Below are 23,527 nucleotides of genomic sequence, written 5' to 3'. Positions count from 1 at the left end.
TTGCTCAATTTCTGCGGACATCTCCTTTAGCAGCTTTGTATCCAAGAGGACGCCTTTTTTCTCCATCGCCGCAAGAACAGAAATGAGAGGCATCTCTACCTGATAGTAGAGGTCTTCGAAGCCCTCCTGCACAATCTTTTCGGAGAGGATTGCAGAAAGCCCGAGAAGGGCATCGGCACGCCGGCAGGCGTAATACATCATTTTCTCGACGGGAATAACACTAAAAGAAATAGCCTTAGCCCCGCTGCCGACCAACTCCTTTGCAGTTGCGATCTGTTTATTTAAGTGATCCCTGACCACATCGGCAAGCTCAAAGCTGTGCTTGGCGGGGTTCAGGATGTAGGAGGCCACCATTGTATCGCACCCGAGACCTTTCAGCTCCATGCCCTTTCTGGCCAGGATGATCAGTGCATTCTTCATGTCGTGCCCGTGTTTCGTGATCCCCCGTTCGGAAAGAAACGGCGCCAGGCCTTTCAGTGCATCATCTACCTTGAGCTGGCGCGGCCTACCCATGTAGTCGTGGGCAATGGGGATGTAGAAGGCTTCTGCCGGGGCCAGGCAGATCGAGATGCCTGTAATATAGGCGCGCATGGCTCCATCAGAATTCATGACAATATCAAAGGCAAATTCTTTTACATTCCTTAGTTGTTCAATCAGGGCCGTGAATTCATCGTCCGTGAGAATAAGGCGATAGTGCCCCTCCACAGATTCTTCCTTGATTTTCAGTTCCTGAAGGAGTGATGAGAACTCAAACTCCTTGAACAATGTCTTTAATGCCTCATTGTCAGGCCCCGAATAGCGGCTGCTATCAAGGTCGATATCAAAATCCGCATCCGTTCTGATGGTGGCGAGATCCCGGCTCATTCTGGCCTGTTCGGTGAACTCCCGTAAATTTTCCCGGGTCTTCGCATTTCGTACCTTGTCGATGTTTGCCAGAACGCCTTCTACAGACCCGAATTCTTCAATCAGGCGCTGGGCGTTTTTCGGTCCTATGCCCGGGACCCCCGGAATATTGTCTGATTGATCACCGGCGAGGCCAAGTATTTCCACCACCTTTTCCGGGCCGACCCCGAAGCGTTTTTTGACGGCTTCTACATCGTAGGTTACATCCTTCATGGTATCGATCATTATGATATCGTCGGAAATGAGCTGCATCATGTCCTTGTCCCCGGATACGATGACCGTCTTTATCCCTATTTCTGCATACTTCCTGGCCAGAGTTCCGATGATGTCGTCCGCCTCTATCCCCTGCTGTTCCAGAACAGGTATGGAAAAGCCGCGAACGATGTCCTTGATGAACGGTATCTGGGGTATCAGGGAATCCGGCGTGGCCTTTCGTGTGGCCTTGTATGCTTCGAAAGCATCATGGCGGAAGGTGGGGCCCTTGACGTCAAAGGCAATGGCGATGTATTCGGGTTTCCAGTCTTTCAGGAGCTTCAAGAGCATCGTGGTAAAACCGTAGATAGCGTTGGTGGGAAACCCTTTGGAATTGGACAGTTCTCTGATAGCGTAAAAGGCGCGATAGACGTAGTTGCTGCCGTCGATTAAAAACAGAGTCGGTTTTTCAGTTGCTTCGATCATTATGTACTTTCTTCCATTTTCATTTAAACTTCCCCTCCCCGGTGGGAGGGGAATGAGGGGAGGGGGCTGTACCCATAGTGTACTCACAATTCAAAGCTGGCATCGATCTTAAAAGTCCGCGTCGCGGACATACTGATGACATCATTGATCCCCGTCTTATCACGTATTTCATCCAGGGATTTTGCCAATGTCTCCTCATCAGGCGCGATAAAAGTAAACCACACGTTGTACTCATGGTTTCTCCGGTAATTATGGGTGACACCGGCATAGGAGTTTACCACCTCAACGAAGGCTTTCAATCTTTCTTCCGGCACCCGGGCAGCGCAGAGAGTGCTCACAAAGCCCATCTTTCTAGAATCAAAGACCGCTCCAATCCGGCGGATGATTCCTTCTTGCTTCATTCTGGCAATGCGCTCCAGGATTTCATCCTCATTAATGCCTACCTTATCGGCTACCACCTTGAAAGGCTCCGCCACTATGGGGAAATCCTTCTGGATGATATTCAAAATCTTTTTGTCGATGATGTCCATATGAAAAAATTTCTCTGTAATTCATGGAATAATCGGGACACTTCCCTATTTATTCTATCACAGAGCGTTTTTATTTTATGAGGACATTCCCCCCAAAACAAGGAAGTGATCCTTAATTATTAATTTTCAAGCAGCTATTAACGTCTCCTCATTCTGAATAATGATTTTAGGATTCGGGTTCTTTGGAGGAACAGGCAACCCTTGTTCTTTCAATAAACTGACATGTTCGATCAATCCCCATCTTGCTTTATAAATGCAATCTTCTACGGAATGACCAACTCCAGAAAAGCCCTGCAAATCAGGCGAATAGAACCCAAAAAAGTCAGGTTCCTTCGTCGCCTCAATTATCAAAGAATATTCTAAATCTATCATACTAAATATCCCCTCTTTCCTTTATTTCTTGATCCCTGCATCCTTCAATATTGCATGGCACGTGCCTTTAGGAACTTCCTTTGCACCATGATAATCGACCCGGATCAGATTGTTCCAACCAGACTTACCATAATAACGAATAGACCCCTTTTCCTTTATTAACCTGAAACCATTCTCCTCCAACAATCGAACAAGTTCACTAAATTTCATTAATTTTCTCAGTTCTTTAAAAAATCGGGGTTAATCGGGACACATCCCCATTCTTCTATTGCAGCGCGTTTTTACTTTATGAGGACATTTCCCAAGATGGGGAAGTTTTTCTTAATTCTTCCTTAATCTCTGATGGGTAAATTCCCCGCAGCTTGCTGCGGAAAAGTTTCCCAAGCTTGCTTTGGGGTTAATACCATTTATTTCTTCTTAGATTATAACGGATTCTTAAACTCATCTGGCGTTACTTTGATGTCCCTGAGTATTTTACGGAGTAATCCTCTTCCGATATCCTGGCCGGTATGAACAGGAACAGTAGTTCGTCGTCCGTCGGGATGCACATAGCGGCGATGACTCGTTGCTGTGAGTGGCCGGTGGCTGAATCCTAACCGTTCAAGGATAGATATAAGTTGTTTCGCGGTGAGTATGGGAGGATATGGCCCATTCGTCATCCTTGCTTTAGACTGCAATTTCGAGGGTCTTTATGCCAATCACTTCCGGGTATCGGGGAGGGATAAACTGACCGTCCTCCCGCATTTCTTGAATGCACATGGCAATTACTTCGCGGATGTTCTCCAAGGCTTCTTCAAAAGTTCTTCCCTGGGTGTGGCAGCCGGGCAAGGCGGGAACATCTGTAACATAAAAGCCGTCTTCATCCTGTTCGATAATCACCTGAAAACGGTAGGTTTCCATAATATTTCCCTTTCGATGTATCTGTCTTTTCTGGCAGTTATTATATGCCTTATCTATGGCCAGTCAATAGATTTGTTATATTGAAGAATTATGGTTCAGGTTTTCGGTTCATAAATACAGAACGGTTCCTCGGCAAGGTAGTCCCCGGTGATTTCGTAGGCTCGTGCGCGGCAGCCGCCGCAGACCTTGATGAATTCACATCGGCCGCATTTGCCTTTGTATTGATTCAGATCACGCAGGTTTTGAAATATCGGTGAGTTGTTCCAGATGTCCTCGAATCCTTTCTCTTTGATCCGGCCGCAGTCGACCTCGAGATATCCGCAGGGCTGTACCTGTCCGGTATGAGAGATAAAGCAGAAGGAACTCCCCCCCAGACAACCCCGCGTCATGGTATGCAATGGACTTCCCGCCCCCTCTTTTCCTGACCCCTTGCTCTTTTGGTGGAAAATCCGGTAATAATGAGGGGCGCAGGTGGCCTTGAGCTGAATCGGGCAATGGAGGCCTTCCTCGTAGAACCAATTCAGCGTTTTTTCATAATCCTCCGGCGATATTGCCTGTTCGGACATCTCTTTACCCCGTCCGGTGGGGACGAGGAGGAAGATATGATGGGCAGCAGCCCCCAGCCCGATGGCCAGATCCATGATGCCCTGGATCTGGTCCAGATTTGCTTTCGTGATCGTCGTGTTGATCTGGAATTCCATCCCCGCTGTTTTCATCGCCTCAATGCCGGCAAGTGCTCCGTCAAAGGCGCCGGCAACTTTACGGAAGGCATCATGGCTTTGCGCATCCTCACCGTCAATACTGATGCTGACCCGCTTGATACCGGCGTCAATCATCTTTCCGGCGATCTCTTCAGTCACCAGTGTCCCATTGGTAGCCAGGACCATGCGGAGTCCTTTCTTATCTCCATAAGAAGCAATTTTAAATATGTCTTTGCGCAGGAGCGGCTCCCCGCCGGTGAGGATGATTACCGGCTTGCTGAAGGCGGCGATTTCGTCTAAGAGTTTGAATCCCTGGTCAGTGGAAAGCTCTCCCTCGTAGGGGCCATGCACCGAGGATGCCCGGCAATGAATGCAGGCAAGGTTGCAGCTCCGGGTTACTTCCCAGGCAACCATGCGAAGGGTGTGGGGTAAAATGGGTAATTGTCGAGATTTCATTTAATTCCGTCTATAGCTCAGGGGCTTTCGATGGAACAAGACAGACGAAAATGAATAACTCCTTGCCGGAATTTCTAATCTGATGTTCTTCATTGCCCGGCATAAAGACAACATCACCGGATTTGATGGGGTTCCATTTACCATTTTCATAAATTTCGCCTTCGCCTGCATGAATGAATATTTCATGTTCCCAATCGTGCGAATGCTTCGGCGTATTTCCTCCGGGAGAAATCTCGAAGATGCGCATGCAAAAATTATCCGCACCGTCTTTCTTGCCGATAACCACTCGTCCTGCTACCCCTTTTGCTTTGTCACTTTCAAAATGAGTAGCTTTGATGTCGGTATACTTTGTAATCTTCATACTATCCTCCTCTTGAAGAAAATGCTGAACTATTTCCGAAGAAGTTTCGCCGCTTCCGGGGCAAAATAGGTAATGATGATGTCTGCACCGGCCCTCTTGATCGAGGTAAGTGATTCCATCATCGCCTTTTCTCCATCGATCCAGCCAAGGTTTGCCGCCGCCTTGATCATAGCGAACTCACCGCTCACATTGTAGGCCGCAATGGGGAGGTCAAACTCCTCCCTTGCCCTGCGGATGATATCGAGATAGGGAAGGGCAGGTTTCACTATGATGATATCGGCCCCTTCTTCCACATCGAGGCTGATCTCTCGTATTGCCTCATCCCCGTTTGCGGGATCCATCTGGTAAGACTTGCGGTCTCCGAATTTCGGGGCGCTCTCTGCGGCCTCGCGGAATGGCCCGTAGAAGGAGGACGCATACTTGGCCGAGTAGGCCATAATCGGGAGATTTTCATGCCCCGCTTCATCCAGGGCTTCCCGGATAGCCCCGACCTGACCATCCATCATGGCAGAGGGGGCGACCATATCGACGCCCGCCCTGGCGTGAGACACAGCCGTTTCTGCTAAGACTTCAAGAGTGGTGTCGTTGTCCACATCACCCTTCTCGATCATCCCGCAGTGCCCATGACTGGTGTATTCGCAGAGGCACACATCGGTAATGACCACGATATCGGGCACCCTGTCTTTTATCCTTCTGACGGCCTGCTGAATAATGCCGTCTTTCATGAAGGCTCCGGAAGCCACCTCGTCCTTTTTCTCCGGGATGCCGAAGAGGAGAACGGCAGGTATCCCCGCCTCTTTTGCTCTCTGAACTTCTTTCACTAAATGATCAATGGACATTTGAAAATGTCCGGGCATCGAGTTGATCGGTTTCTTCACATCCTTCCCGGAAGTCACAAAGAGGGGATATACCAGATCATCAACGGACAGCTTTGTCTCCCGGATCATCCTCCTGAAATTTTCATTTTTTCTCAGCCGCCGCGGCCGATAAGCAGGAAAGTACATATCTTACTCCTTATCAAAATTGATGAACTCACAACAAGTCTCAAATTCTGTCATTCCCGCGGAGGCGGGAATCCAGGTGCCATGTCCGTAGAAACGGGACATTGGGAATAAAAACTGGATTCCGGATCAAGTCCGGAATGACAAAAAATCTATTTTCGTAGTAATGACGATTTATCTACTTTTATTTTCTCGAAATATTCCACCAGTGTCTCCACCAGTCCCGGTATAGTATAGCGTTCCTGGATAATATCTACGGAAAGCCCGGCTTTTTTCACGGCTGCAGCGGTGACCGGTCCGATGCAGGCGATTTTGACATGAGGAGGTATAACATATTCCTGACCCATGATCTCCATAAAATTCGTTACCGTGGAGGGGCTGGTAAATGTGATCACGTCCACCTTCCCCTCGTTCATCAACGTTTCCAGTTCCGATTTATCTCTTCCTGAATTCGCGGTTCGATATGCGGTTACCACGTCGACCTTCGCTCCAAGTGTTGTGAGCCCCTCGGGAATGACATCTCTCGCCGTCTCCGCCCGGGGAAGCAGCACCTTTTTGCCCCTTATGTCGAATTCCCGGAATGCCTTGACCACGCCTTCGGAGATAAACTCCTCCGGCACGAGATCAACACGGATGCCGAGATTTTCTATCGTTGCTGCTGTTGCCGGTCCGATGGTGCATATCCGGATATCTTTCAGATCCCGTATGTCCCTGCCCAGATCTTTTAGACGTTTCAAAAAGAAGCTTACGCCGTTGGTGCTGGTAAAGATAATCCAATGGTATTGGGGGAGCCCGCCGATGGCCTGGTCCAGATCCTGATAATTTTCCGGAGGAACGATCTTTATGGTGGGAAAATGGATAACCCGTGCTCCCTGTGTATGAAGAAGACCGGCGAATTCTTCGGCCTGTGCTTCAGGCCTCGTGATCACGATGCCCTTGCCGAAGAGCGGTTTTATCTCGAACCAGTTTAAAGCGTTGCGGAGGTCTACCACGCCGCCAACCACCAGGATGGCGGGGGGTGAAAATTGCCTTTCTTCCGCCTTTCGCGCAATGTCGCTAAGGGTGCCTTTCAGGGTCTCCTGATCTTCTGTCGTTCCCCATCGGATAAGGGCAGCAGGAGTGTCCCCCTCTTTGCCATATACCATCAGATTGGTGGTAATGTGGCGAAGATTCTTGACCCCCATGAGGAAGACGAGGGTTCCTATTCCGGCAAGCGTTTCCCAGTCGATATCGCTCTCTTCTTTTGTCGGATCCTCATGGCCTGTCACAAAGGCTACAGTGGATGTATAACCACGGTGCGTCAGCGGGATTCCGGCGTACGCGGGAACGGCAATTGCGGAAGTAACGCCGGGAATGACTTCAAACGGGATGCCCATCTTTGCGAGTATTTCCGCTTCTTCCCCGCCGCGTCCGAAGATGAAGGGATCACCACCCTTGACCCTGGCGACAATATTTCCCTCTTGTGCTTCTTCGACGAGGCGCCGATTAATTTCATCCTGGGGAAGGGTATGATCTCCTCCCTTTTTCCCCGCATAGATCAGACGGGCCGATTTTTTCGCCTGGCGAATGATCTCCTCGTTTACCAGGTGGTCATAGATGATTACATCAGCTTCCTTAAGGAATCTCAATCCTTTGACGGTCATCAGTCCGGGATCGCCCGGTCCTGCTCCAATGATATAAACCTTACCTTGTTTCACCACAGAAACTCCCCTTTTTATAAACCTCATCAAGGATCGCCTTGCCACCCTTCGATAAGATCCTATCGGCAAGCAACGTTCCCAATGCCTCGGCATTGTCGCAATGTCCTCTGACTTCATCCCGTATCAAAACTCTGCCGTCGAGACTTCCCAGGAGTCCGCTTAATATAATATCACACTCCATCTTTCTCCCATAGCCTGCAATGGGTAACTGGCATCCACCGCCAAGCCTTTTCAGAAAGGCCCGTTCCGCACTCACCTCTATCCATGTCTGTGGATGATTGATAAAAGAAACGGCATTGCGGGTATCACTGTCGTTCTTTCTTAATTCTATGCCGAGCGCCCCCTGTCCCACGGAGGGGAGCATGATATCCACCGGTATGTACTGGGTGATCCTGTCTGTCCATCCCATGCGCCTCATCCCTGCCGCAGCCACGATGATGCCGTCGAGGCTCTCCGATTGAATCTTCCTGATTCGCGTATCCAGGTTACCCCGCAGGGGGATTAATTCAATGCCGGGAAACAGGTTACGGAGCTGGAATCCTCTCCTTAGAGAACCCGTTCCGATGCGGGCGCCCTGAGGCATATCCTCGATCTTTGTTTTGTCTTTCGAGATCAGGACGTCCCGCGGGTCTTCTCTTTCGGATGTGACGCCGATTTCCAGACCGCCGGGGAGTTCCACAGGGACATCCTTCATACTGTGAACGGCTATATCTATTTCATTACGGAGAAGGGCGTCCTCGATTTCCTTGACAAAAAGGCCCTTCCCTCCGATCTTTGCCAGGGAGACATCCTGCATGATATCTCCCTTTGTTTTAATCACGACGATGTCAACGGTCACGTCAGGCATTTGTTTTTTCAGCTTTTCCGCAACCCAGCGTGCCTGCGTGAGCGCAAGGGCACTTCCCCGTGTCCCGATTTTCAGTGTGTCTCTAATGTGTCTATCTCCTCAAATATATCAGACAGGCGTTTCGCCTGTCCTTGCCTTAAAAGTCAGGCTATGTATTATCCAGCCCAAACAACCTCCTGATTACTGCAATATAAGGTAGCGCGCCATTATCCCGGCTCTCCTCCTTCAGGCCGGTGATCGGATCGTGGAGGACCTTGTTAATAATGGAACTAGCCAGTATTTCTATACTATTTCTTTCTTCTTCCGTCAGATTCTGCATCCAGGAACCTGATTTTACAAGCTCCCCTCTGATGATACCCTCCATTTTTTCCCGGAGGGAAACGATGGTCGGTACGACTTTGAGCGTGTTGAACCATTCCCGATACTTCGACACCTCTTCATCGATGACCGTTTCTGCTTTCTCGGCTTCCTTTTTTCGGCTTTTCAGGTTGCCGTCCACGATGTCTTGAAGGTCGTCGATATTGTACAGGTATACGTTATCGATTTCACCTGATGCAGGGTCGATATCCCTGGGTACGGCAATGTCGATCAGGAAGAGGAGACGGTTCTTGCGCCTTCGGAGGGCTGCTTCGATCATGGGCGCATTGATCACATACCCCGGTGCTCCTGTGGAGCTGATTACAATATCAACGTCCCGGAGTTTTTCCGGGAGCATGTCGAACTCTATGGCTGCCCCATGAAAATCATTGGCCATCTGTACGGCACGAGCATGCGTTCGATTGGCGACAACTATCCTTTCCACCCCCTGATTGATAAGGTGTTTTGCCGCCAGTTCCGACATCTCCCCGGCGCCGATGAGAAGGATGGTCTTTCCTTTAAGATTTCCCAATATCTTCTTCGCCAGTTCTACAGCGGCGAAACTGACCGATACCGCATTACTTGCAATGCCGGTTTCGGTTCTGACCCGTTTGGCTGTCCGGAATGCGTGATGGATGATCTTGTTCAGTATGACACCGGTTGCGTTATGCTCTACGGACGTGCGGTATGCGTCCTTGACCTGTCCCAGGATCTGTGGTTCTCCCATGACCAGGGAGTCGATACTGGATGCCACCCGGAAAAGATGGCGGACCGCTTCGTGATCAAAGTACAGGTAAAGGCATCTGGCCATTTCTTCTATAGACAGGTTGCCATGCCGGAAGACAAAAGTTTTCAGGCTCGCTACAGCGTCTTCCATATCTGCTGCATGTGCCAGCACCTCTACGCGATTGCAGGTGGCAATGTATAATGCCTCCTTTATCTGCGGGATTTTCATTATTTCTACGAGCGGCCTGGTGTTATCCCCGCAGGCTATAGAAAGCCGCTCCCTGATTTCCAGGGGGGCAGTTTTGTGATTCATGCCGATAAGAATAATATTCATGGTTTCATAATGAAGCTGTGAGCAGTTACAAAGAATAGATTGATGACGCCGAGTGAAACGAGGAGAATCGTAAAGACCAGGAGTGAAAAAAAAGCTGCTTTGCGTCCCTTCCAGCCTATGGCGAGTCTTTGATGCAGAAGCAGTGCATAGGCAACCCAGGCCGTCAATGTCCATACCTGCTTGGGATCCCATTGCCAGAGACTTCCCCATGCTGTTCTGGCCCATATCGAACCCACCAGGACACCCATGGTCAGCAACGGGAAACCCCACAAGAGACAGATGTGATTGATCCTGTCCAGATCGGTGAGGGAAGGGAGTATTCTGATAAAACTGCTCATCTTTTTATTTTTGATCAAACCTTCCTGGATCAGGTACATGGCGCCCGCGCAGGAAGCTAAAGCAAAAAGGGCTTCGCCTGTCACCGCAAGGACAACGTGAATCGGCACCAGGTTACTCTGGAGTACGCCCGGCAGAGAAACGTGTCCTCCCATGCCTGCCGAAGCTACAATCATGAGTAAAAAAGTTACGGGAGAGACAAAGGCTCCCAGTATCCTGGTTTTTGTTTTCAATTGAAAGGCGAGATAAATACCTGCCATTGCCCAGGCGAAAAAGGAAAGGGTTTCATGGATGCTGATTACGGGAGTCTGTCCTGTTTCAAGGTATCTGGATGCGAAAAACAGGGTGTGGAAGGCGAAGGCTGTGAAGAGAACCCACGTGGACACTTTGGCTGCCAAAACCCTTCTGACATAGAGGGAACCTAAGTATCCAAGGGCGCTTATGAAGTAAACAACGAGGGCCGCCTTTAAAAAAAGAATATCCATATTATTCATCGACCTCTATTTCCACGCCGGTAATATCATAAATGATCTTTTTTACCTGTCCCCAGTTCTTATCTTTTATGGAGTGAAGGATGTCTGAATATACGACCGATTCAAATAACCGCTTGTTCTCGTCGGAGGAATGTCCCTTCATCATTAACTTTTCTCTGAGGTTACCCATCACTTTAAGCAGGATTTGGTATTCCGGCCCGTAGAGCTTCTCCAATTCATGCCTTAATTTTTTTGCCAAAGCAGGGCTTTTCCCGCCTGTAGATATGGCGATCAGAAGGTCTCCCTGCCGGAGGAGGGAAGGAAGGATAAAATCACATTTATCGGGATCATCCACGATATTGACCAAAATTCCCTTTTCTTTCCCATCCCGTGAGATTTTTTCGTTGACATCATCCCGGTCCGTGGCGCCGATTACCAGAAATGCATCATCGATAAAGGCCTCGTCGTAATCGGCGTCGATGTGATCAATCCTGCCCTCTTTTTTCATAGTTTCAAGAGCGGGCGTCAGCGTCTTACCAATGACGGCCACATGAGCGCAAAATTCGAGAAGCCGCCCCACTTTCCTCTCGGCGACATCGCCTCCACCCACGACGATGCACCTTTTATTTGTGATATCAAGATATATCGGGTAGTATTTCACTGCGATTCCTTTGGTCGAGACGATAGTGGACTTATGAAAGTGGTGCAGGGTATCACGAAGGCTCTGAAAATTCAAGCTGCTTGAAATATCACCAAAAAGAGGATATAGAAAATGCTATAAAGATTCATTTCAGGTCAAGGAGGGATAAGCATGCCGGAATTCAATGAGAAAGCAGGAGGAAAAAAGGGAAAGTGGCTGAAGATCGAATTGTCGGTATCTCCTGATCTGGTCGATGCAGTATCAAACTTCTTGACGGAGATAGGAGTTCCGGGCGTGTATCAGGAAGAACTGGAGCCTCAATCCCCCGGAGACTTTGAGGTGTCTGCAACGCGAGAGGTACTGAAGGCATATATACCCGTTGATATCCGGTTGGAACATCGTATCGCCTCTCTGAAAACATATTTAAATAGTCTCACCCAGCTCTTTCCCGGACTCGAAGAGCCGGGTTATGAAGCGGAAACGATTGAAGACCAGGACTGGGGAGAGGAGTGGAAAAAATACTTCAAACCCATTCGGGTCAGCAAAAACATCGTCATCAAGCCAACCTGGGAACGATATGCCCCCGCTGGCCGGGACATTGTCATTGACATAGATCCCGGGATGGCCTTCGGGACCGGCCAGCATCCCTCTACGAGGATGTGCCTGGAAGCCATTGAAGACATCATTCTGAAATACAGGACGATTAAAAAGTGGAGGGTGCTCGATGTAGGGACGGGTACAGGTATTTTGGGTATATCCTGCGCGAAATTGGGTGCGGAAAGGGTCGTTTGTGTGGATATCGACAAGAAGGCCGCTGAAATTGCACGGGAGAATGTGATGATCAATCATGTGGAAGACAGGGTGGAAATTATCAATCGCGATGTAAACACCATCCGTGAACCATTTGATCTCATTGTAGCGAACCTCACTGCGAAAATCTTAATACGTCTCCGTACCCATTTAATGTCTTTGATTGAAAATGGCGGATATCTGGTGATTTCGGGGATTATTGATCAAAATAAAGGTGATATCGAGTCGCACTTCTTAACCGGTAAATTTACCCTCCACCACATCATCACGGAAAAGGAATGGGTTTGTTATGTCCTTCGAAAAGGGGGAAATGAGAGGTGACCGTACCGAGAATCTATTTTCCCGGAAATATAGGGAAGAATGATCACTGTAAGCTCGGGGAAGAAACCCTCAGGTATGTGAAGTCCGTCCTCAGGATGAGGATGGGCGATCATCTGATTCTTTTTGATGGCGCCGGATGGGAATACGAAACGGTTATTAAGCACTTCTTCGCTGATGGTGTCAGTATTGAGATCTTAAAAAAGGACAGGATGCCGGATAAGGGTGTAAAAATTACCCTTTTCCAATCCCTTCCGAAGGCAAACAAAATGGATTTTATTATCCAGAAGGCAACGGAACTCGGTGTGGACAGGATCGTTCCTTTTCAGTCGGCACGATCAATCCCTCAACTAACAATGGACAAGGCACGCTTTAAGATGACGAGATGGCTCAATATCGCAACTGAGGCAGCAAGAAAGTGCGGGAGATCAGATATACCGGAAATTAAGGGAATCCTGTCCTTTGAGGAGATGCTCATAGATGGAGACAGAGAGGAACTGAAGATTATTTTCTGGGAAGAAGAGTCTGAAAGGGGCATCAAACAGGTATTGCGTAATGAAAAATATGAAGGGGTGAGAGACATCTCTGTTGTAATTGGCCCGGAGGGGGGATTTTCAAAAGAAGAAGTCGACAGTGCCGTGGAAAAGGGTTTTCTATCGGTGAGTTTGGGTAAAAATATATTGAAGGTGGAGACGGCTGCTCTTGCCATTGTTTCCATTATTCAGTATGAGAAGGGAATTTTTGGTGGAGAGAGAACAGGGGAGGTAATCTGAATAGTGGGGGATCGTTATGTCGGCTTCTGGCGAAGAATGATGGCATTTTTTATTGATAAGATTATTCTCTTTGCCACATCTCTCTTCATTCTGTTTGTGGGCGTGCTGGCATTGAGCCTCAGCTTTCTTTCTCACTACAGTGATATCGTGCCGGAAAGAGTTGCGGAAGCAGCCATTTCCTTCGTGTTTATCTATCTCCTTATAACTGCTTTTATAAGTATGCTTTATTTTACCTATTTTCACGGTACCATAGGACAGACATTCGGGAAGATGATTTTTGGTATTCGGGTGATTCAATCAACAGGGGAACAAATGACCCTCGGAATCGGATTTCTCAGATGGGTAGGATATAGTATCTCGGCAATAGTTTTCTGCCTCGGTTTTGTCTGGATTGCATTTGACGGGAAAAAGCAGGGCTGGCATGATAAGATCGCAGGGACAGTTGTTATCCGTGTAAAAAATACCGTCGATGGATTGTCATCTTCGCCCAAAGAAGTAATACATGAAGAAAAATGCCTTGACAAAGAAGGGGATATTTTATAGACGAGACATCCACATAAATATAACGGAAGGGTCGGTAGCTCAGTCGGTAGAGCACTGGACTGAAAATCCAGGTGTCGGCAGTTCAATTCTGCCCTGACCCACCATGAAAATCAAGGGGGTTGGCCGCTTGTGAGGTTAATCCCTTTTTTAGTTGTTTGACCGTAAATAAATGAAGAAATATTTGTCTCATCTCCATTGACATGAATAATCCAATCGTATAAGATACGGCGATTTTGTGGAGAAAGCATGACAGAAAAGCGTCACAAATTGAGTGAGGTAATAGATTCATCTGATACTATTTGAGGTGTGTAATGGGAAGTGTTGTAAAAAAGCGAAGGAAGAAAATAAGTAAACATAAGTACAAGAAGCGTTTGAAATCTAACCGGCACAAAAAGAAATAGGGAAAAAGTAAAGGTGTGCTGTCGATATCCCGTTATAAAATGAGGTCGGGGGGATATTCCTCCCTATTGTAGAATATCAGGGAGAATAATGTCATTTCTTAGATGGCATACAACAGGTATCGGAAGGTCAGCCGGTTGGGGCTGACCTTTTTTATGTCTATCGATACATGCAATTGACCCAAAGTACGTTCCACCCCAAAATGACCAACCGGGGCGGGTCAACATCAACAAAAGCCAATTTTTCGAAGGCATATCACCGGATGTTTGGGAATTTTACATCGGCGGTTACCAGGTGCTTGATAAATGGCTCAAGGACCGGCAAGGGCGGCAGCTATCCCATGACGACCTCACCCATTATCAGCAAGTGGTGGTTGCCCTGCAAAAGACCATAGAATTGATGGAGAAAAGCGATAATGCCGTTCCAAAGTGGCCTGTTGAGTAATATTTGAAAAACGCTCTATCACTTTTTGGTTCATCCGGTTTAAGCGTACTTGTCTAAAATGTCTTTCTTCCTGTAACAAAGCATCTGGCAATTTTTACCAGCATACTTTGTTTTAAACGATATTCAATAAGATCGGAATAGTCCGTCTGGAGACAAAAAAACCAGATTAGACTGTCCACCTTCCTCCAAAGTATCCCTCACTATGTTGAGGTTCCACCAAATATTGAGGCTAAACGAATCATTTCCTACTTTTCTGCTGTTCTCTCCTGTTAATCTAATCCCCTGTTATTAAATGATTAATCCAAACTTATGATTTTCCTTCGGCTATTGGCAGGCCATTTGCTATTACTATTTTTATGTCCATCATCTTCGTTTAAAAAAGGGGGGTAATTACAATGAATCATCAGACATCGGATCAGGGATGGCAGCAGTTTCGGGCTCACATAGAGGGCTTTTTTGGCCAGGCTCTCAGGAACGATGTGCAGAGAATCGAATACAAGCCGCAATTTATCGTCCAGCTGCTGGAGATGCCGTCCGAACGTCATCAGAACGAACTCCAGAAATAAGCATGTGAAGGGAACGCGGTCATCAAATAAAAGGAAAGGAGGAAAAACATGGGTACGATACTGATTGTTATTTTGATACTCGTCCTCGTCGGCGCACTGCCCAACTGGCCTCACAGTAGGAACTGGGGATACTATCCCAGCGGAGGGCTTGGATTGATTCTTCTGATTTTGATCATCCTGCTGCTGATGGGGCGGATATGAAGAGAGTTTAGTGCACGAGAAATCACTATGAATTCGGCTAATAAAGGAGATCATGGAAGAAGAAGAAAAAGGCGGAAACAGTGCCCATGATGGCCACTTATTGGGGATGATGCACATGATGGACCAGCATATGGATGATTTGGCGTTTCCAATTACCAGAGATATCACCTGCCTGCACTGCTGTCATAATGGCGTGATGGATATCCACGATGAAAAAGACGTAGCGGCCGACGGTCGTTTATTCCTGCCGTCCCTGCGAACATAGACAGACCTCAGACTGAAAGGAGTATGCCAATGAAGAAATTTGTTCAAAGTATCATCACAGCGTTGATGATGATCGTCCTGATGGTTGGGCTATCCGGCTGCACGAAAGAGGGCCCGGTCGAGAAAGCCGGCAAGAAAATCGATAAGACGATAGAAAAAGCCGGAGAGCAGATCGAAAAGGCGGGTGAGAAAGTACGGGACACCGTAAAAGACGCCCAAAAATAAAAACCTTGGCAAAGCGCGCCGCGATTGCGACATGCTGAAAGAGCGACGCCCAGAGTCGTTTTCGTGGGCTGATGGAGGACTGAACGATATGAGTTGGTTAGGATGGCTCGGCCTCGCAGTAATCATTACCGGCATTTTGGCCGTCACCGGCATCAAACCGAAGGGTACGCGACACGTCGCCCACACGCGCCTGATGGGGATGGCACGGCTCGCGCTCCTGACGGCCCTCATCATCGTCGGCTACCTGGCGTTTCGAGCCCGATCCGGCGGCTGACGTTGTCTGGCACAGCCTGATATCTTGACATTACAAAGGCTGGTAATTTAGGAACTACCGCGCAGCAAGCTTCGGAGAATATGACCCGGAGAGATTCAAAAAGATGATCAAATGTCGTGGGCGATTGCTGTGATGCATGGGAGGACCTCAAAGTAGAGGCAGAAAACGATTAGGGAGAAAAGAATCAATGAAGATTTCTGACTGGTTGGATAAAGAGGAAACAAAAAGCCTTGATGTATCTCAAATCATGTTGCCTGATGACCTGTCTTATGACGAAGTCCCCGACGAAACTATTTTTTTCGAGGAGATTAATCCTTGCGGAATCCTCTGTCCAGGCAATCATCCATTTTCTGCTGTCGAGCGCTTTGGCCATTGGTATTATTGTAGAGGTCGAAACAAGGAGGCCGGTATTCACTCGTCAGGAATGGAATGGAGGTTTTTTACAAAAGATAGAGATCTTGCTGTCAAAACAGCTAAATCACACATAGAATAAATTGTTGAGCGCAGCCAATTGAAGACGCCATGGTTCTTCCTGTACTCCTCAATCCGGCATAATCAGGGAAATTTGCTGATATCAAGTGATAAACAGCATCTGACAGCCCGGAATAATATTGATTTTAGTTGTCTTCCTAATGATTCGTCATTTGGCCATGACAACCTGATTATTTCTGACTTTTTCCTTTTTCATAGGATTTTGTAAACGAAATTTGCAGACCTCTAACAAAATATATGATATAAAGTACTATAATAGGTCATTGGTTCTGTCTATGCTAAAATAGAAGATTATGAGAATTTCTCTAGTCACAATCTGCATTGTATTTATTTGTTGTATCGGTATGGCCACGGCCGAGGAACCGAGGGCGAGGGCAGGATTCGTGAAAAATGTTTCCGGGCAGGCATTCATCGAGCGCAATAAAGTCAGAATGTCCGCCAAGGTTAAAGACAGGTTGATGGAGAACGATATCCTCGTTACGGGCCGCAACGGATCTATGGGGATCATCCTTCAGGACAACAGCGTCATGTCTATCGGTTCCAATACCCGTCTTGTCATTTCGAAATTCGTATTCGAACCTGCTGATAAAAAACTTTCTTTCATTGCACAGATTAAAAAAGGCAAAGTGGTTTACCTCACCGGTCTCATAGCTAAACTGAACCGTAGCGGCGTAAAATTCGAAACTCCTACAGTTGTGTGCGGTATCCGTGGGACGCATTTCGCCATCGAGGTTGAAGATCCGGAGAACTGATTATTCACGGGACAAGAAAGCCTTTTTTGCCGCCACATTGCAAAGTGAGGCACATCATGGGAAACAGCGATGAGACATAAGCTACTCCTGAGAATACAGGAGATCATCTTGCCTCTTGTGCTTTTGGTGCTCCTGATGTCTGGATGCGCTTCCACGACACAAGTAGTTCTTCTGCCAGATCCGGACGGTAAAGTGGGAATCCTTGAAGTTTCAAATGTAAAGGGCACACAGACACTCAACCAAGCTTGGCAGACCACCGAATCTGCAAGCATGGACAGGACACCTGGCGAACCGAAAATCCTGGAAGAAAAAAAGGTCCGACAAGCATTTCGTGAAGCCTTGGAGGCGGAACCCATCCCGCCGGTGAGCTTTATCATATATTTCAGGCCAGACAGTTCTGCGCCTTCAACCGAGTCTCTCGCATTATTGACCAAAGTCATAGATGCAATCCAGGTCCGGAAATCGACAGACATTATCATCAGTGGCCACACCGACGCTGTCGGACCCATCGATTACAACCGCAGTCTTTCCCTTCGGCGTGCCAAAGCCGTAGCGGACATTCTTGTTGCCAGGGGCATAGATCGGCAAAACATTCAGGTAACTTATCACGGCAAGGGTAATCCCCTGGTTCCTACCCCCGACGGAGTACCGGAACCTCGGAACCGCCGGGTTGAGATAACAGTCCGTTGAATTCCGAAAAGAAGTTTTCTGAAATTTAGTTTAGCATGAGACAATCATAATCAAGATAGGCCTCTTTGGTTTTGGCTTCGTAAAGCGCTTGAAGCTGCACAAGAGTCTGAGCCTCTCCCTAAAAACTGGACAAGACAATATGGTGCATCTGAGCCCTCCCATACCGGAAATAGCAATCGATATGGTACGGGACTTGAGGATGTTCATGAAACTGACTCCAAGCGGTAATCCTCACCGCAATTCTGAACCCACTGTTACTGACTCGTAGGTGGAAGCCAATCAAGGCTCAATTCAACAGATTAGAAACCCAAAAGTACGCATGAACCGGATGAACCTTTTTTTATATCTATTGATAAGCTCTGTCTTCTCCGGGAGTATTCAAGCAAGTTGCATATATGTTTCAGTTACTTATTTAATGTTTAGCATTGCAAAAGCAGGTGGTTAGAAGTTATAATAGCTGAAAAAATCTTCACCTGATGTCATCGCGACGAACGCAGTGACGTGGTAATCTTATTATATATTAATCAATGTCATTGACTTAAGCCCTTTGACCCCCCTCTTTTCTAAAGAGGGGTTGGGGGAGATTTTACGGAATGCAATTAAAATCCCCCTGAATCCCCCTTTACAAAGGGGGACTTGAAAGAGATAATATCCTTAAGTCAACGCCATTGATATATTAATAGTTTATAAGATTTCTCCCTCCGGTCGAAATGATACAGAGGGATAGTCGAAATGATACAGTGAAAATTTTCAAAGCTCTCGGTTTTGAATCATTTGACAGGTTGATTATTTTTAAAGGCCGGGTGCAGACACTGGGTGTATTTTTTTGAGGTACAGTAAATGAACAAAGCATTGGAAATGGTCAATAGCAACAAAAAGAAATTTGCAGCCCTGCTTTTGCTTTTCGTTTTTGTGATTGCAGGAATAATTGGAGTACGTTTTTACCGGGAATACAGAAAGACGTATGTTACAACGGATGATGCCTCCGTTACAGGCAGGATCCATATTGTTGCCTCAAAAGTTTCCGGCACCGTGAAAGCCGTGTATGCAGAAGATAATCAGCTTGTCAAGAAGGACGATCTCTTAGCGGAAATCGACGACAGAGACTATACCGTGAGGGTCAGAGAAGCGGAGTCGGCGAGGGATGCGGAGCATTCGAAGCGTGCTGAGATTTCTACCAAAATAATTGTGGCAAAGAGACAACTGGTGGAGATACAGTTCAGCGTGGAGTCAGCACGGGCAAATCTGAAGCTTCAAGAGGCAAATCTCAAGCAGGCAGATATAGATTTCAAAAGGGCTCAGACACTGTACAAAAAAGAGGTTGTGCCTGTGGAACGGATGGAAAAAGCGATGACGAATTATGACGTTGTTGTAGCGCAGGTTGAAGCTGCAAGGAAACAGATGAAACAGATTGAAGCGGCCCTGGAAACCCAGAAGGCTGTTATCAAGCAGACGGAGTCAGCTTTTAAATCCCAGGATTCTGTTGTGAAGCAGAAGGAAGAAACACGGAAGGCGGAAGATTTGAAGCAGAGCTATACAAAAATATTTGCACCTTCCGCTGGATATATTACTAAAAAATCTGTCGAAATTGGCAACCAGATTCAAGCCGGACAACCGCTTATGGCCGTTGTAACCCTCGATGATATCTGGGTAATTGCAAATTATAAAGAAACACAGATCGAGTATGTAAAACCAGGTCAAAAAGTAAAAATCGAGGTGGATACATATCCAGGCCGGAAATTTGAAGGAACAGTGCACAGTATCATGGCGGGTACCGGTTCGATCTTTTCCCTGTTCCCGCCTGAGAATGCAACAGGAAATTATGTGAAGGTTGTTCAGAGGGTACCGGTAAAGATCATCCTTAACAAAGGGGCAGATCCCGACCATATACTCAGGGTCGGCATGTCTGTTGTACCGACGATCATCACAAGGGAATAGCTTTCTATTGGATTCAAAGACGAACAAATGGGTTATCGCCATAACCGTGATGCTTCCCACGCTCATGGTTATTATCGATACATCAGTTGTAAACGTTTCTTTGGACCACATCCGTGGCAGCCTCTCTGCCGGTATTGATGAAGCCACATGGTCGATTACCTCTTACCTTGCGGCCAACGCCATCATTATTCCCATGACGGGGTGGCTCAGCAGGCTCATCGGGAGAAAACGCTACCTCATTTTTTCCGTCACCCTCTTTACCATCAGTTCCCTCCTGTGCGGTCTCGCATGGAGCATACAGAGCCTTGTGGTTTTCAGGATTCTTCAGGGCATTGCCGGCGGTTCCCTGCAACCCATGTCCCAGGCCATACTGCTGGAAACCTTCCCCCCGGTCCAGCATGGCATGGCAATGGCTTTTTACGGCATAGGGATCATGTTTGGGCCTATTATCGGCCCCTTGCTGGGTGGGTGGATCACCGACAACTGGTCCTGGCACTGGATATTTTTTGTCAACATACCCGTAGGTATCATATCTATCCTGATGTCCGTGCTCTTTATTCACGACCCGCCTTACGTGAAGGGTATGAAGATGAAAATCGACTACTGGGGACTGATTTTGCTCAGTGTCGGCATTGGATGCCTCCAGATCATGCTGGACAAGGGGCAGAGGGAAGACTGGTTTTCTTCAGATTTCATTATCTGGCTGTGCATCATATCCGTTTTTTCTCTCGTTATTTTTGTCTTTGTAGAATTATTTGCAGAGGAGCCGATTGTTAATTTAAGAGCGTTGAAAAACGTCTCTTTCAGTATCGGGAATATCGTTATCTTTTTTGTTTTTTTCAGCATGTTCGGAAGCATCATCCTTTTACCCATTTATCTTCAGACCTTGATGGGCTATACGGCAACCCTCGCCGGGATGATACTCGCGCCAGGAGGAATCGCGAGTCTTATCGTTATGCCTATTGTCGGAAGACTCATAACCTGGGTAAATTCAAAGGCTATTATTATCTGCGGGCTTATTGTAACTGCCTGGTCACTATACCTCATGTCGCTGTTTAACAGGATGGCTGACTTTAATGCAGTGTTGTGGCCCAGGGTTTTGTTGGGTGTCGGCGTGGGATTAATCATTATTCCACTGACTACACTAACGCTGTCCCATATTAGAAAAGAAGAAATGGGGAATGCCACCTCAATATTTAATTTTGTAAGAAATATCGGCGGGAGCTTTGGTGTTGCCATTACCACAACGATCCTGACGCGAAGAGCTCAGGTCCATCAGGCCCACCTTGTGGAGCATCTGACTCCTTTTGATATGCCGTATACCATAGATTTGCATCAAACGTCTGAGGCCCTTAAATACAGGGGTTTTGAACCGGCTCTTTCCGGCCAGGGAGGACTTGGTGTTATCTATGATCAGCTCTTAAGAGAAGCTTCCATGATGTCTTTTAATGATGTATTTTATCTCTTATGTCTTATGATGGTCATGATAATACCGCTCGTCTTTTTTATGCGACGGATCTATCACACCGTACCTGATGACCATAAGCAATAATCAATGTCATTGACTTAAGCACTTTGACCCCCCTCTTTTCTAAAGAGGGGTTGGGGGAGATTTAACGGAATGCAATTAAAATCCCCCTGAATCCCCCTTTACAAAGGGGGACACGTAAATGTCCAAACTCCAGATCCCCCTTTACAAAAGGGGACTTGAAAGAGATAATATTCTTAAGTCAATGACATTCAGGCAGTAATATTGATGGTGAGAAAATATGAATGACTCTATAAATGAACAGTAAGTCATTCTCTTGTCCCTCCTCGTGTTCTTTACCCTTCGATGAACATAAGCGCTGACTTAGTTTCCCTCCTTTTCAAAAAGCCTCCCTGTGATTTCTCTTTGAAAGAGGTGGTAGCGAAATTTTCGTTAGCACTTAAATACTGTAAAAAAAAACTAAAGGTGAACGTGATTTTGCCGATTATTAAGTCAGCGGATGTCTATAATGAATATTTCGTGGATCATTTTATATTCACAAATAGCACACAGGAGGAAATTATGAAGTTATCGTTTTCAGGGAAAATCATCGGCTTGATTTTAGTTACTGTTACCATTGTCAGTTTATCGATCTTTGGCGTGACATTCTATGTGACGAATAAGGAGTTTGATAAACAATCTCAGAAAGAAGTGTTAACAGCGGCAGATGGTGTTCAGGGGTTTCTGGAGAATTTAAAAGGGAAGGTCCTTGGGGTAGCTTACTTGACAGCTTCCAGGTCGGATGTGGCATCAGCGCTCGAAAGCAAGGATGCAAACTTTCTTCAGGGATTTGGAGCGGATGTTATGAAGAAGGGCAACGTCGGACTTGTAACTTTTATTGATAAAGAGGGCAACGTTGTTGCCCGCGGCCATAACCAGATGACGGGTGATAGCCTCCTAAATCAAATGAACGTCAAGAAGTCTCTTGCCGGTGAACCATCTACGGGTATTGAAGAGGGGACTGTGGTGAAATTTTCACTCACCGCGGCCTATCCCGTAAATAAGGGCGATGCGATAGTTGGTTCAGTAATGGTGGGGACGGATCTTTCCTCCGACAGCAGTTTTGTCGACGACATGAAAAAACAATTCGACATAGAGTGTACGATATTTCAGGGTGATACCCGCGTATCGACGACGATTATGAAGGAAGGTAAGAGGGCCATTGGAACAAAAATGGACAACCCGGAGGTTATTGAAACGGTCCTGAAAAAAGGGGAGAAATTCCTGAGAAGAAATGCGATACTGGGAAAGGATTATAATACCGGTTACTTGCCAATCAAAAATGCCGAAGGAAAGATTGGCGGTATGCTCTTTGTCGGGAAAGACCGTGAGGCCAACAACAATGCATTTAAAGGGATGGTGCTGTTAATTTTTGCCGCAACTACGGTTGTCGGTGCGTTAATGGTCGCTGTCGGTTTTTTGATTGCTCGTTCCCTTACCAGCCCGATCAGGCAGGTTACAGGGTTTCTTAATGAAAGCTTTGATCAGATTACATCGGCTTCTTGCCAGGTTTCTACAGCCAGCCAGCAGCTTGCCGAGGGGGCATCCGCGCAGGCAGCCGCTGTCGAGGAAACGTCTTCATCGCTCGAAGAGATGTCTTCCATGACGAAACAGAATGCCAGTAATGCGCAACAGGCCAGATTGATGATGGCCAATGACGCCAGAGAAAGTTACCGTGTGATCACCGAAAAGTTGACCTTGATGCAGGAAGTCGTCAACGCCAGTGTCAGTGCCAGTAAGGAAACATCCAAGATCATCAAAACCATTGATGAAATCGCCTTTCAAACAAACCTGCTGGCCCTAAACGCCGCCGTCGAAGCGGCACGGGCTGGAGAAACGGGCGCCGGCTTCGCGGTTGTGGCCGATGAAGTACGGAACCTGGCGATGCGGTCGGCGGAAGCGGCAAAGAATACGGAATCCCTGATTGCCGACTCCACGGCGAAAATCCAACAGGCGTCTGCCCTGTTTGAACAGGTCAACGGCGAGTTGTCCAGT

The 23,527-nt window shown here is 47.2% G+C and carries 30 protein-coding genes and 1 tRNA gene; 17 read left to right on the top strand and 14 right to left on the bottom strand.

The features are described 5' to 3' along the window. The 14 genes from NTW12_09405 to NTW12_09340 form a co-directional block, all read right to left on the bottom strand. Window positions 1-1,581 (bottom strand): DNA polymerase I (locus NTW12_09405; GenBank protein ID MCX5846551.1); only part of this gene is annotated, 1,581 nt, incomplete at its 3' end. Window positions 1,582-1,664: 83 nt separating this feature from the next. Continuing rightward, the gene (locus tag NTW12_09400) at window positions 1,665-2,111 is read right to left on the bottom strand and encodes an AsnC family transcriptional regulator (protein MCX5846550.1); all 447 of its coding nucleotides are present in this window, start codon (window positions 2,109-2,111) and stop codon (window positions 1,665-1,667) included. A 126-nt stretch (window positions 2,112-2,237) separates the two neighbouring features. Beyond that, window positions 2,238-2,483 carry a type II toxin-antitoxin system HicB family antitoxin gene (locus NTW12_09395; GenBank protein ID MCX5846549.1) on the bottom strand — a complete coding sequence of 82 codons (246 nt, stop codon included), beginning with the start codon at window positions 2,481-2,483 and terminating at the stop codon, window positions 2,238-2,240. A 21-nt stretch (window positions 2,484-2,504) separates the two neighbouring features. Next, window positions 2,505-2,693, bottom strand: a complete 189-nt coding sequence (locus NTW12_09390) for a type II toxin-antitoxin system HicA family toxin (GenBank protein MCX5846548.1) — start codon at window positions 2,691-2,693, stop codon at window positions 2,505-2,507. A 212-nt stretch (window positions 2,694-2,905) separates the two neighbouring features. After that, window positions 2,906-3,142, bottom strand: a complete 237-nt coding sequence (locus NTW12_09385) for a type II toxin-antitoxin system HicA family toxin (GenBank protein ID MCX5846547.1) — start codon at window positions 3,140-3,142, stop codon at window positions 2,906-2,908. 7 nt (window positions 3,143-3,149) lie between these two features. Next, entirely contained in the window at window positions 3,150-3,383 is a 234-nt protein-coding gene (locus tag NTW12_09380) for a type II toxin-antitoxin system HicB family antitoxin (protein ID MCX5846546.1), read from the bottom strand. Between the two features lie 95 nt (window positions 3,384-3,478). Then, on the bottom strand, window positions 3,479-4,540 hold the full coding sequence (gene ahbD, locus NTW12_09375) for a heme b synthase (GenBank protein MCX5846545.1): 1,062 nt from the start codon (window positions 4,538-4,540) through the stop codon (window positions 3,479-3,481). Window positions 4,541-4,550: 10 nt separating this feature from the next. Next, on the bottom strand, window positions 4,551-4,901 hold the full coding sequence (locus NTW12_09370; protein MCX5846544.1) for a cupin domain-containing protein: 351 nt from the start codon (window positions 4,899-4,901) through the stop codon (window positions 4,551-4,553). Between the two features lie 29 nt (window positions 4,902-4,930). Then, a complete protein-coding gene (gene hemB / locus NTW12_09365) occupies window positions 4,931-5,905 on the bottom strand; it encodes a porphobilinogen synthase (GenBank protein MCX5846543.1) in 975 nt (324 codons plus the stop codon). A gap of 149 nt (window positions 5,906-6,054) precedes the next feature. Beyond that, window positions 6,055-7,629: a uroporphyrinogen-III C-methyltransferase gene (gene cobA / locus NTW12_09360; protein ID MCX5846542.1), complete on the bottom strand. Its 1,575-nt coding sequence runs from the start codon at window positions 7,627-7,629 to the stop codon at window positions 6,055-6,057. After that, window positions 7,586-8,536, bottom strand: a complete 951-nt coding sequence (hemC, locus tag NTW12_09355) for a hydroxymethylbilane synthase (protein ID MCX5846541.1) — start codon at window positions 8,534-8,536, stop codon at window positions 7,586-7,588. Before hemC ends, cobA begins: the two co-directional genes overlap by 44 nt. 61 nt (window positions 8,537-8,597) lie before the next feature. Then, entirely contained in the window at window positions 8,598-9,866 is a 1,269-nt protein-coding gene (hemA, locus tag NTW12_09350; GenBank protein MCX5846540.1) for a glutamyl-tRNA reductase, read from the bottom strand. After that, window positions 9,863-10,696: a cytochrome c biogenesis protein CcsA gene (gene ccsA / locus NTW12_09345; GenBank protein MCX5846539.1), complete on the bottom strand. Its 834-nt coding sequence runs from the start codon at window positions 10,694-10,696 to the stop codon at window positions 9,863-9,865. Before ccsA ends, hemA begins: the two co-directional genes overlap by 4 nt. Beyond that, window positions 10,689-11,411: a bifunctional precorrin-2 dehydrogenase/sirohydrochlorin ferrochelatase gene (locus NTW12_09340; GenBank protein ID MCX5846538.1), complete on the bottom strand. Its 723-nt coding sequence runs from the start codon at window positions 11,409-11,411 to the stop codon at window positions 10,689-10,691. The genes ccsA and NTW12_09340 overlap by 8 nt, the downstream gene beginning before the upstream one ends. A 75-nt stretch (window positions 11,412-11,486) precedes the next feature. Between NTW12_09340 and prmA the strand changes: the two genes are divergently transcribed. From prmA to NTW12_09255, 17 genes are all read left to right on the top strand, one after another. After that, a complete protein-coding gene (gene prmA, locus NTW12_09335) occupies window positions 11,487-12,446 on the top strand; it encodes a 50S ribosomal protein L11 methyltransferase (GenBank protein ID MCX5846537.1) in 960 nt (319 codons plus the stop codon). Next, entirely contained in the window at window positions 12,443-13,216 is a 774-nt protein-coding gene (locus NTW12_09330; protein ID MCX5846536.1) for a 16S rRNA (uracil(1498)-N(3))-methyltransferase, read from the top strand. Before prmA ends, NTW12_09330 begins: the two co-directional genes overlap by 4 nt. 3 nt (window positions 13,217-13,219) lie before the next feature. Further along, window positions 13,220-13,759, top strand: a complete 540-nt coding sequence (locus tag NTW12_09325; GenBank protein MCX5846535.1) for an RDD family protein — start codon at window positions 13,220-13,222, stop codon at window positions 13,757-13,759. Between the two features lie 28 nt (window positions 13,760-13,787). Continuing rightward, window positions 13,788-13,863: transfer RNA gene (locus tag NTW12_09320), tRNA-Phe, on the top strand. 207 nt (window positions 13,864-14,070) lie between these two features. Continuing rightward, the gene (locus NTW12_09315) at window positions 14,071-14,160 is read left to right on the top strand and encodes an AURKAIP1/COX24 domain-containing protein (GenBank protein ID MCX5846534.1); all 90 of its coding nucleotides are present in this window, start codon (window positions 14,071-14,073) and stop codon (window positions 14,158-14,160) included. A gap of 172 nt (window positions 14,161-14,332) precedes the next feature. Next, the gene (locus NTW12_09310) at window positions 14,333-14,602 is read left to right on the top strand and encodes a hypothetical protein (GenBank protein MCX5846533.1); all 270 of its coding nucleotides are present in this window, start codon (window positions 14,333-14,335) and stop codon (window positions 14,600-14,602) included. Between the two features lie 395 nt (window positions 14,603-14,997). Continuing rightward, window positions 14,998-15,168, top strand: a complete 171-nt coding sequence (locus NTW12_09305) for a hypothetical protein (protein MCX5846532.1) — start codon at window positions 14,998-15,000, stop codon at window positions 15,166-15,168. Between the two features lie 48 nt (window positions 15,169-15,216). Continuing rightward, entirely contained in the window at window positions 15,217-15,369 is a 153-nt protein-coding gene (locus NTW12_09300) for a DUF3309 family protein (protein ID MCX5846531.1), read from the top strand. 52 nt (window positions 15,370-15,421) lie between these two features. Beyond that, window positions 15,422-15,634: a hypothetical protein gene (locus tag NTW12_09295; protein ID MCX5846530.1), complete on the top strand. Its 213-nt coding sequence runs from the start codon at window positions 15,422-15,424 to the stop codon at window positions 15,632-15,634. Between the two features lie 29 nt (window positions 15,635-15,663). Then, the gene (locus NTW12_09290) at window positions 15,664-15,858 is read left to right on the top strand and encodes an Rv0909 family putative TA system antitoxin (GenBank protein ID MCX5846529.1); all 195 of its coding nucleotides are present in this window, start codon (window positions 15,664-15,666) and stop codon (window positions 15,856-15,858) included. An 88-nt stretch (window positions 15,859-15,946) separates the two neighbouring features. Continuing rightward, window positions 15,947-16,132 carry a hypothetical protein gene (locus NTW12_09285; GenBank protein ID MCX5846528.1) on the top strand — a complete coding sequence of 62 codons (186 nt, stop codon included), beginning with the start codon at window positions 15,947-15,949 and terminating at the stop codon, window positions 16,130-16,132. A 187-nt stretch (window positions 16,133-16,319) separates the two neighbouring features. After that, window positions 16,320-16,625 (top strand): hypothetical protein, encoded by a 306-nt coding sequence (locus tag NTW12_09280; GenBank protein MCX5846527.1) that lies wholly within the window; start codon window positions 16,320-16,322, stop codon window positions 16,623-16,625. A 292-nt stretch (window positions 16,626-16,917) separates the two neighbouring features. Beyond that, window positions 16,918-17,376 (top strand): FecR domain-containing protein, encoded by a 459-nt coding sequence (locus NTW12_09275; protein ID MCX5846526.1) that lies wholly within the window; start codon window positions 16,918-16,920, stop codon window positions 17,374-17,376. A 69-nt stretch (window positions 17,377-17,445) separates the two neighbouring features. Further along, a complete protein-coding gene (locus NTW12_09270; GenBank protein MCX5846525.1) occupies window positions 17,446-18,066 on the top strand; it encodes an OmpA family protein in 621 nt (206 codons plus the stop codon). An 840-nt stretch (window positions 18,067-18,906) separates the two neighbouring features. Then, window positions 18,907-20,004, top strand: a complete 1,098-nt coding sequence (locus NTW12_09265) for an HlyD family secretion protein (GenBank protein MCX5846524.1) — start codon at window positions 18,907-18,909, stop codon at window positions 20,002-20,004. Between the two features lie 7 nt (window positions 20,005-20,011). Continuing rightward, window positions 20,012-21,556 carry a DHA2 family efflux MFS transporter permease subunit gene (locus NTW12_09260; GenBank protein MCX5846523.1) on the top strand — a complete coding sequence of 515 codons (1,545 nt, stop codon included), beginning with the start codon at window positions 20,012-20,014 and terminating at the stop codon, window positions 21,554-21,556. Between the two features lie 498 nt (window positions 21,557-22,054). Then, window positions 22,055-23,527 (top strand): methyl-accepting chemotaxis protein (locus tag NTW12_09255; protein ID MCX5846522.1); only part of this gene is annotated, 1,473 nt, incomplete at its 3' end.

This window comes from Deltaproteobacteria bacterium (assembly GCA_026388545.1).
In the GTDB taxonomy this organism is placed as follows: Bacteria; Desulfobacterota; Syntrophia; order Syntrophales; family UBA2185; genus JAPLJS01.
This window is presented reverse-complemented; position numbering and strand designations above follow the sequence as displayed.

Coding starts and splice junctions, on each gene's coding strand:
- NTW12_09400 (MCX5846550.1), bottom strand. CDS start 2,111: ATGGACATCATCGACAAAAAGATTTTGAATATCATCCAGAAGGATTTC.
- NTW12_09395 (MCX5846549.1), bottom strand. CDS start 2,483: ATGATAGATTTAGAATATTCTTTGATAATTGAGGCGACGAAGGAACCT.
- NTW12_09390 (MCX5846548.1), bottom strand. CDS start 2,693: ATGAAATTTAGTGAACTTGTTCGATTGTTGGAGGAGAATGGTTTCAGG.
- NTW12_09385 (MCX5846547.1), bottom strand. CDS start 3,142: ATGACGAATGGGCCATATCCTCCCATACTCACCGCGAAACAACTTATA.
- NTW12_09380 (MCX5846546.1), bottom strand. CDS start 3,383: ATGGAAACCTACCGTTTTCAGGTGATTATCGAACAGGATGAAGACGGC.
- ahbD (MCX5846545.1), bottom strand. CDS start 4,540: ATGAAATCTCGACAATTACCCATTTTACCCCACACCCTTCGCATGGTT.
- NTW12_09370 (MCX5846544.1), bottom strand. CDS start 4,901: ATGAAGATTACAAAGTATACCGACATCAAAGCTACTCATTTTGAAAGT.
- hemB (MCX5846543.1), bottom strand. CDS start 5,905: ATGTACTTTCCTGCTTATCGGCCGCGGCGGCTGAGAAAAAATGAAAAT.
- cobA (MCX5846542.1), bottom strand. CDS start 7,629: ATGAGGTTTATAAAAAGGGGAGTTTCTGTGGTGAAACAAGGTAAGGTT.
- hemA (MCX5846540.1), bottom strand. CDS start 9,866: ATGAATATTATTCTTATCGGCATGAATCACAAAACTGCCCCCCTGGAA.
- ccsA (MCX5846539.1), bottom strand. CDS start 10,696: ATGAATAATATGGATATTCTTTTTTTAAAGGCGGCCCTCGTTGTTTAC.
- prmA (MCX5846537.1), top strand. CDS start 11,487: ATGCCGGAATTCAATGAGAAAGCAGGAGGAAAAAAGGGAAAGTGGCTG.
- NTW12_09315 (MCX5846534.1), top strand. CDS start 14,071: ATGGGAAGTGTTGTAAAAAAGCGAAGGAAGAAAATAAGTAAACATAAG.
- NTW12_09305 (MCX5846532.1), top strand. CDS start 14,998: ATGAATCATCAGACATCGGATCAGGGATGGCAGCAGTTTCGGGCTCAC.
- NTW12_09300 (MCX5846531.1), top strand. CDS start 15,217: ATGGGTACGATACTGATTGTTATTTTGATACTCGTCCTCGTCGGCGCA.
- NTW12_09295 (MCX5846530.1), top strand. CDS start 15,422: ATGGAAGAAGAAGAAAAAGGCGGAAACAGTGCCCATGATGGCCACTTA.
- NTW12_09290 (MCX5846529.1), top strand. CDS start 15,664: ATGAAGAAATTTGTTCAAAGTATCATCACAGCGTTGATGATGATCGTC.
- NTW12_09285 (MCX5846528.1), top strand. CDS start 15,947: ATGAGTTGGTTAGGATGGCTCGGCCTCGCAGTAATCATTACCGGCATT.
- NTW12_09280 (MCX5846527.1), top strand. CDS start 16,320: ATGAAGATTTCTGACTGGTTGGATAAAGAGGAAACAAAAAGCCTTGAT.
- NTW12_09275 (MCX5846526.1), top strand. CDS start 16,918: ATGAGAATTTCTCTAGTCACAATCTGCATTGTATTTATTTGTTGTATC.
- NTW12_09270 (MCX5846525.1), top strand. CDS start 17,446: ATGAGACATAAGCTACTCCTGAGAATACAGGAGATCATCTTGCCTCTT.
- NTW12_09265 (MCX5846524.1), top strand. CDS start 18,907: ATGAACAAAGCATTGGAAATGGTCAATAGCAACAAAAAGAAATTTGCA.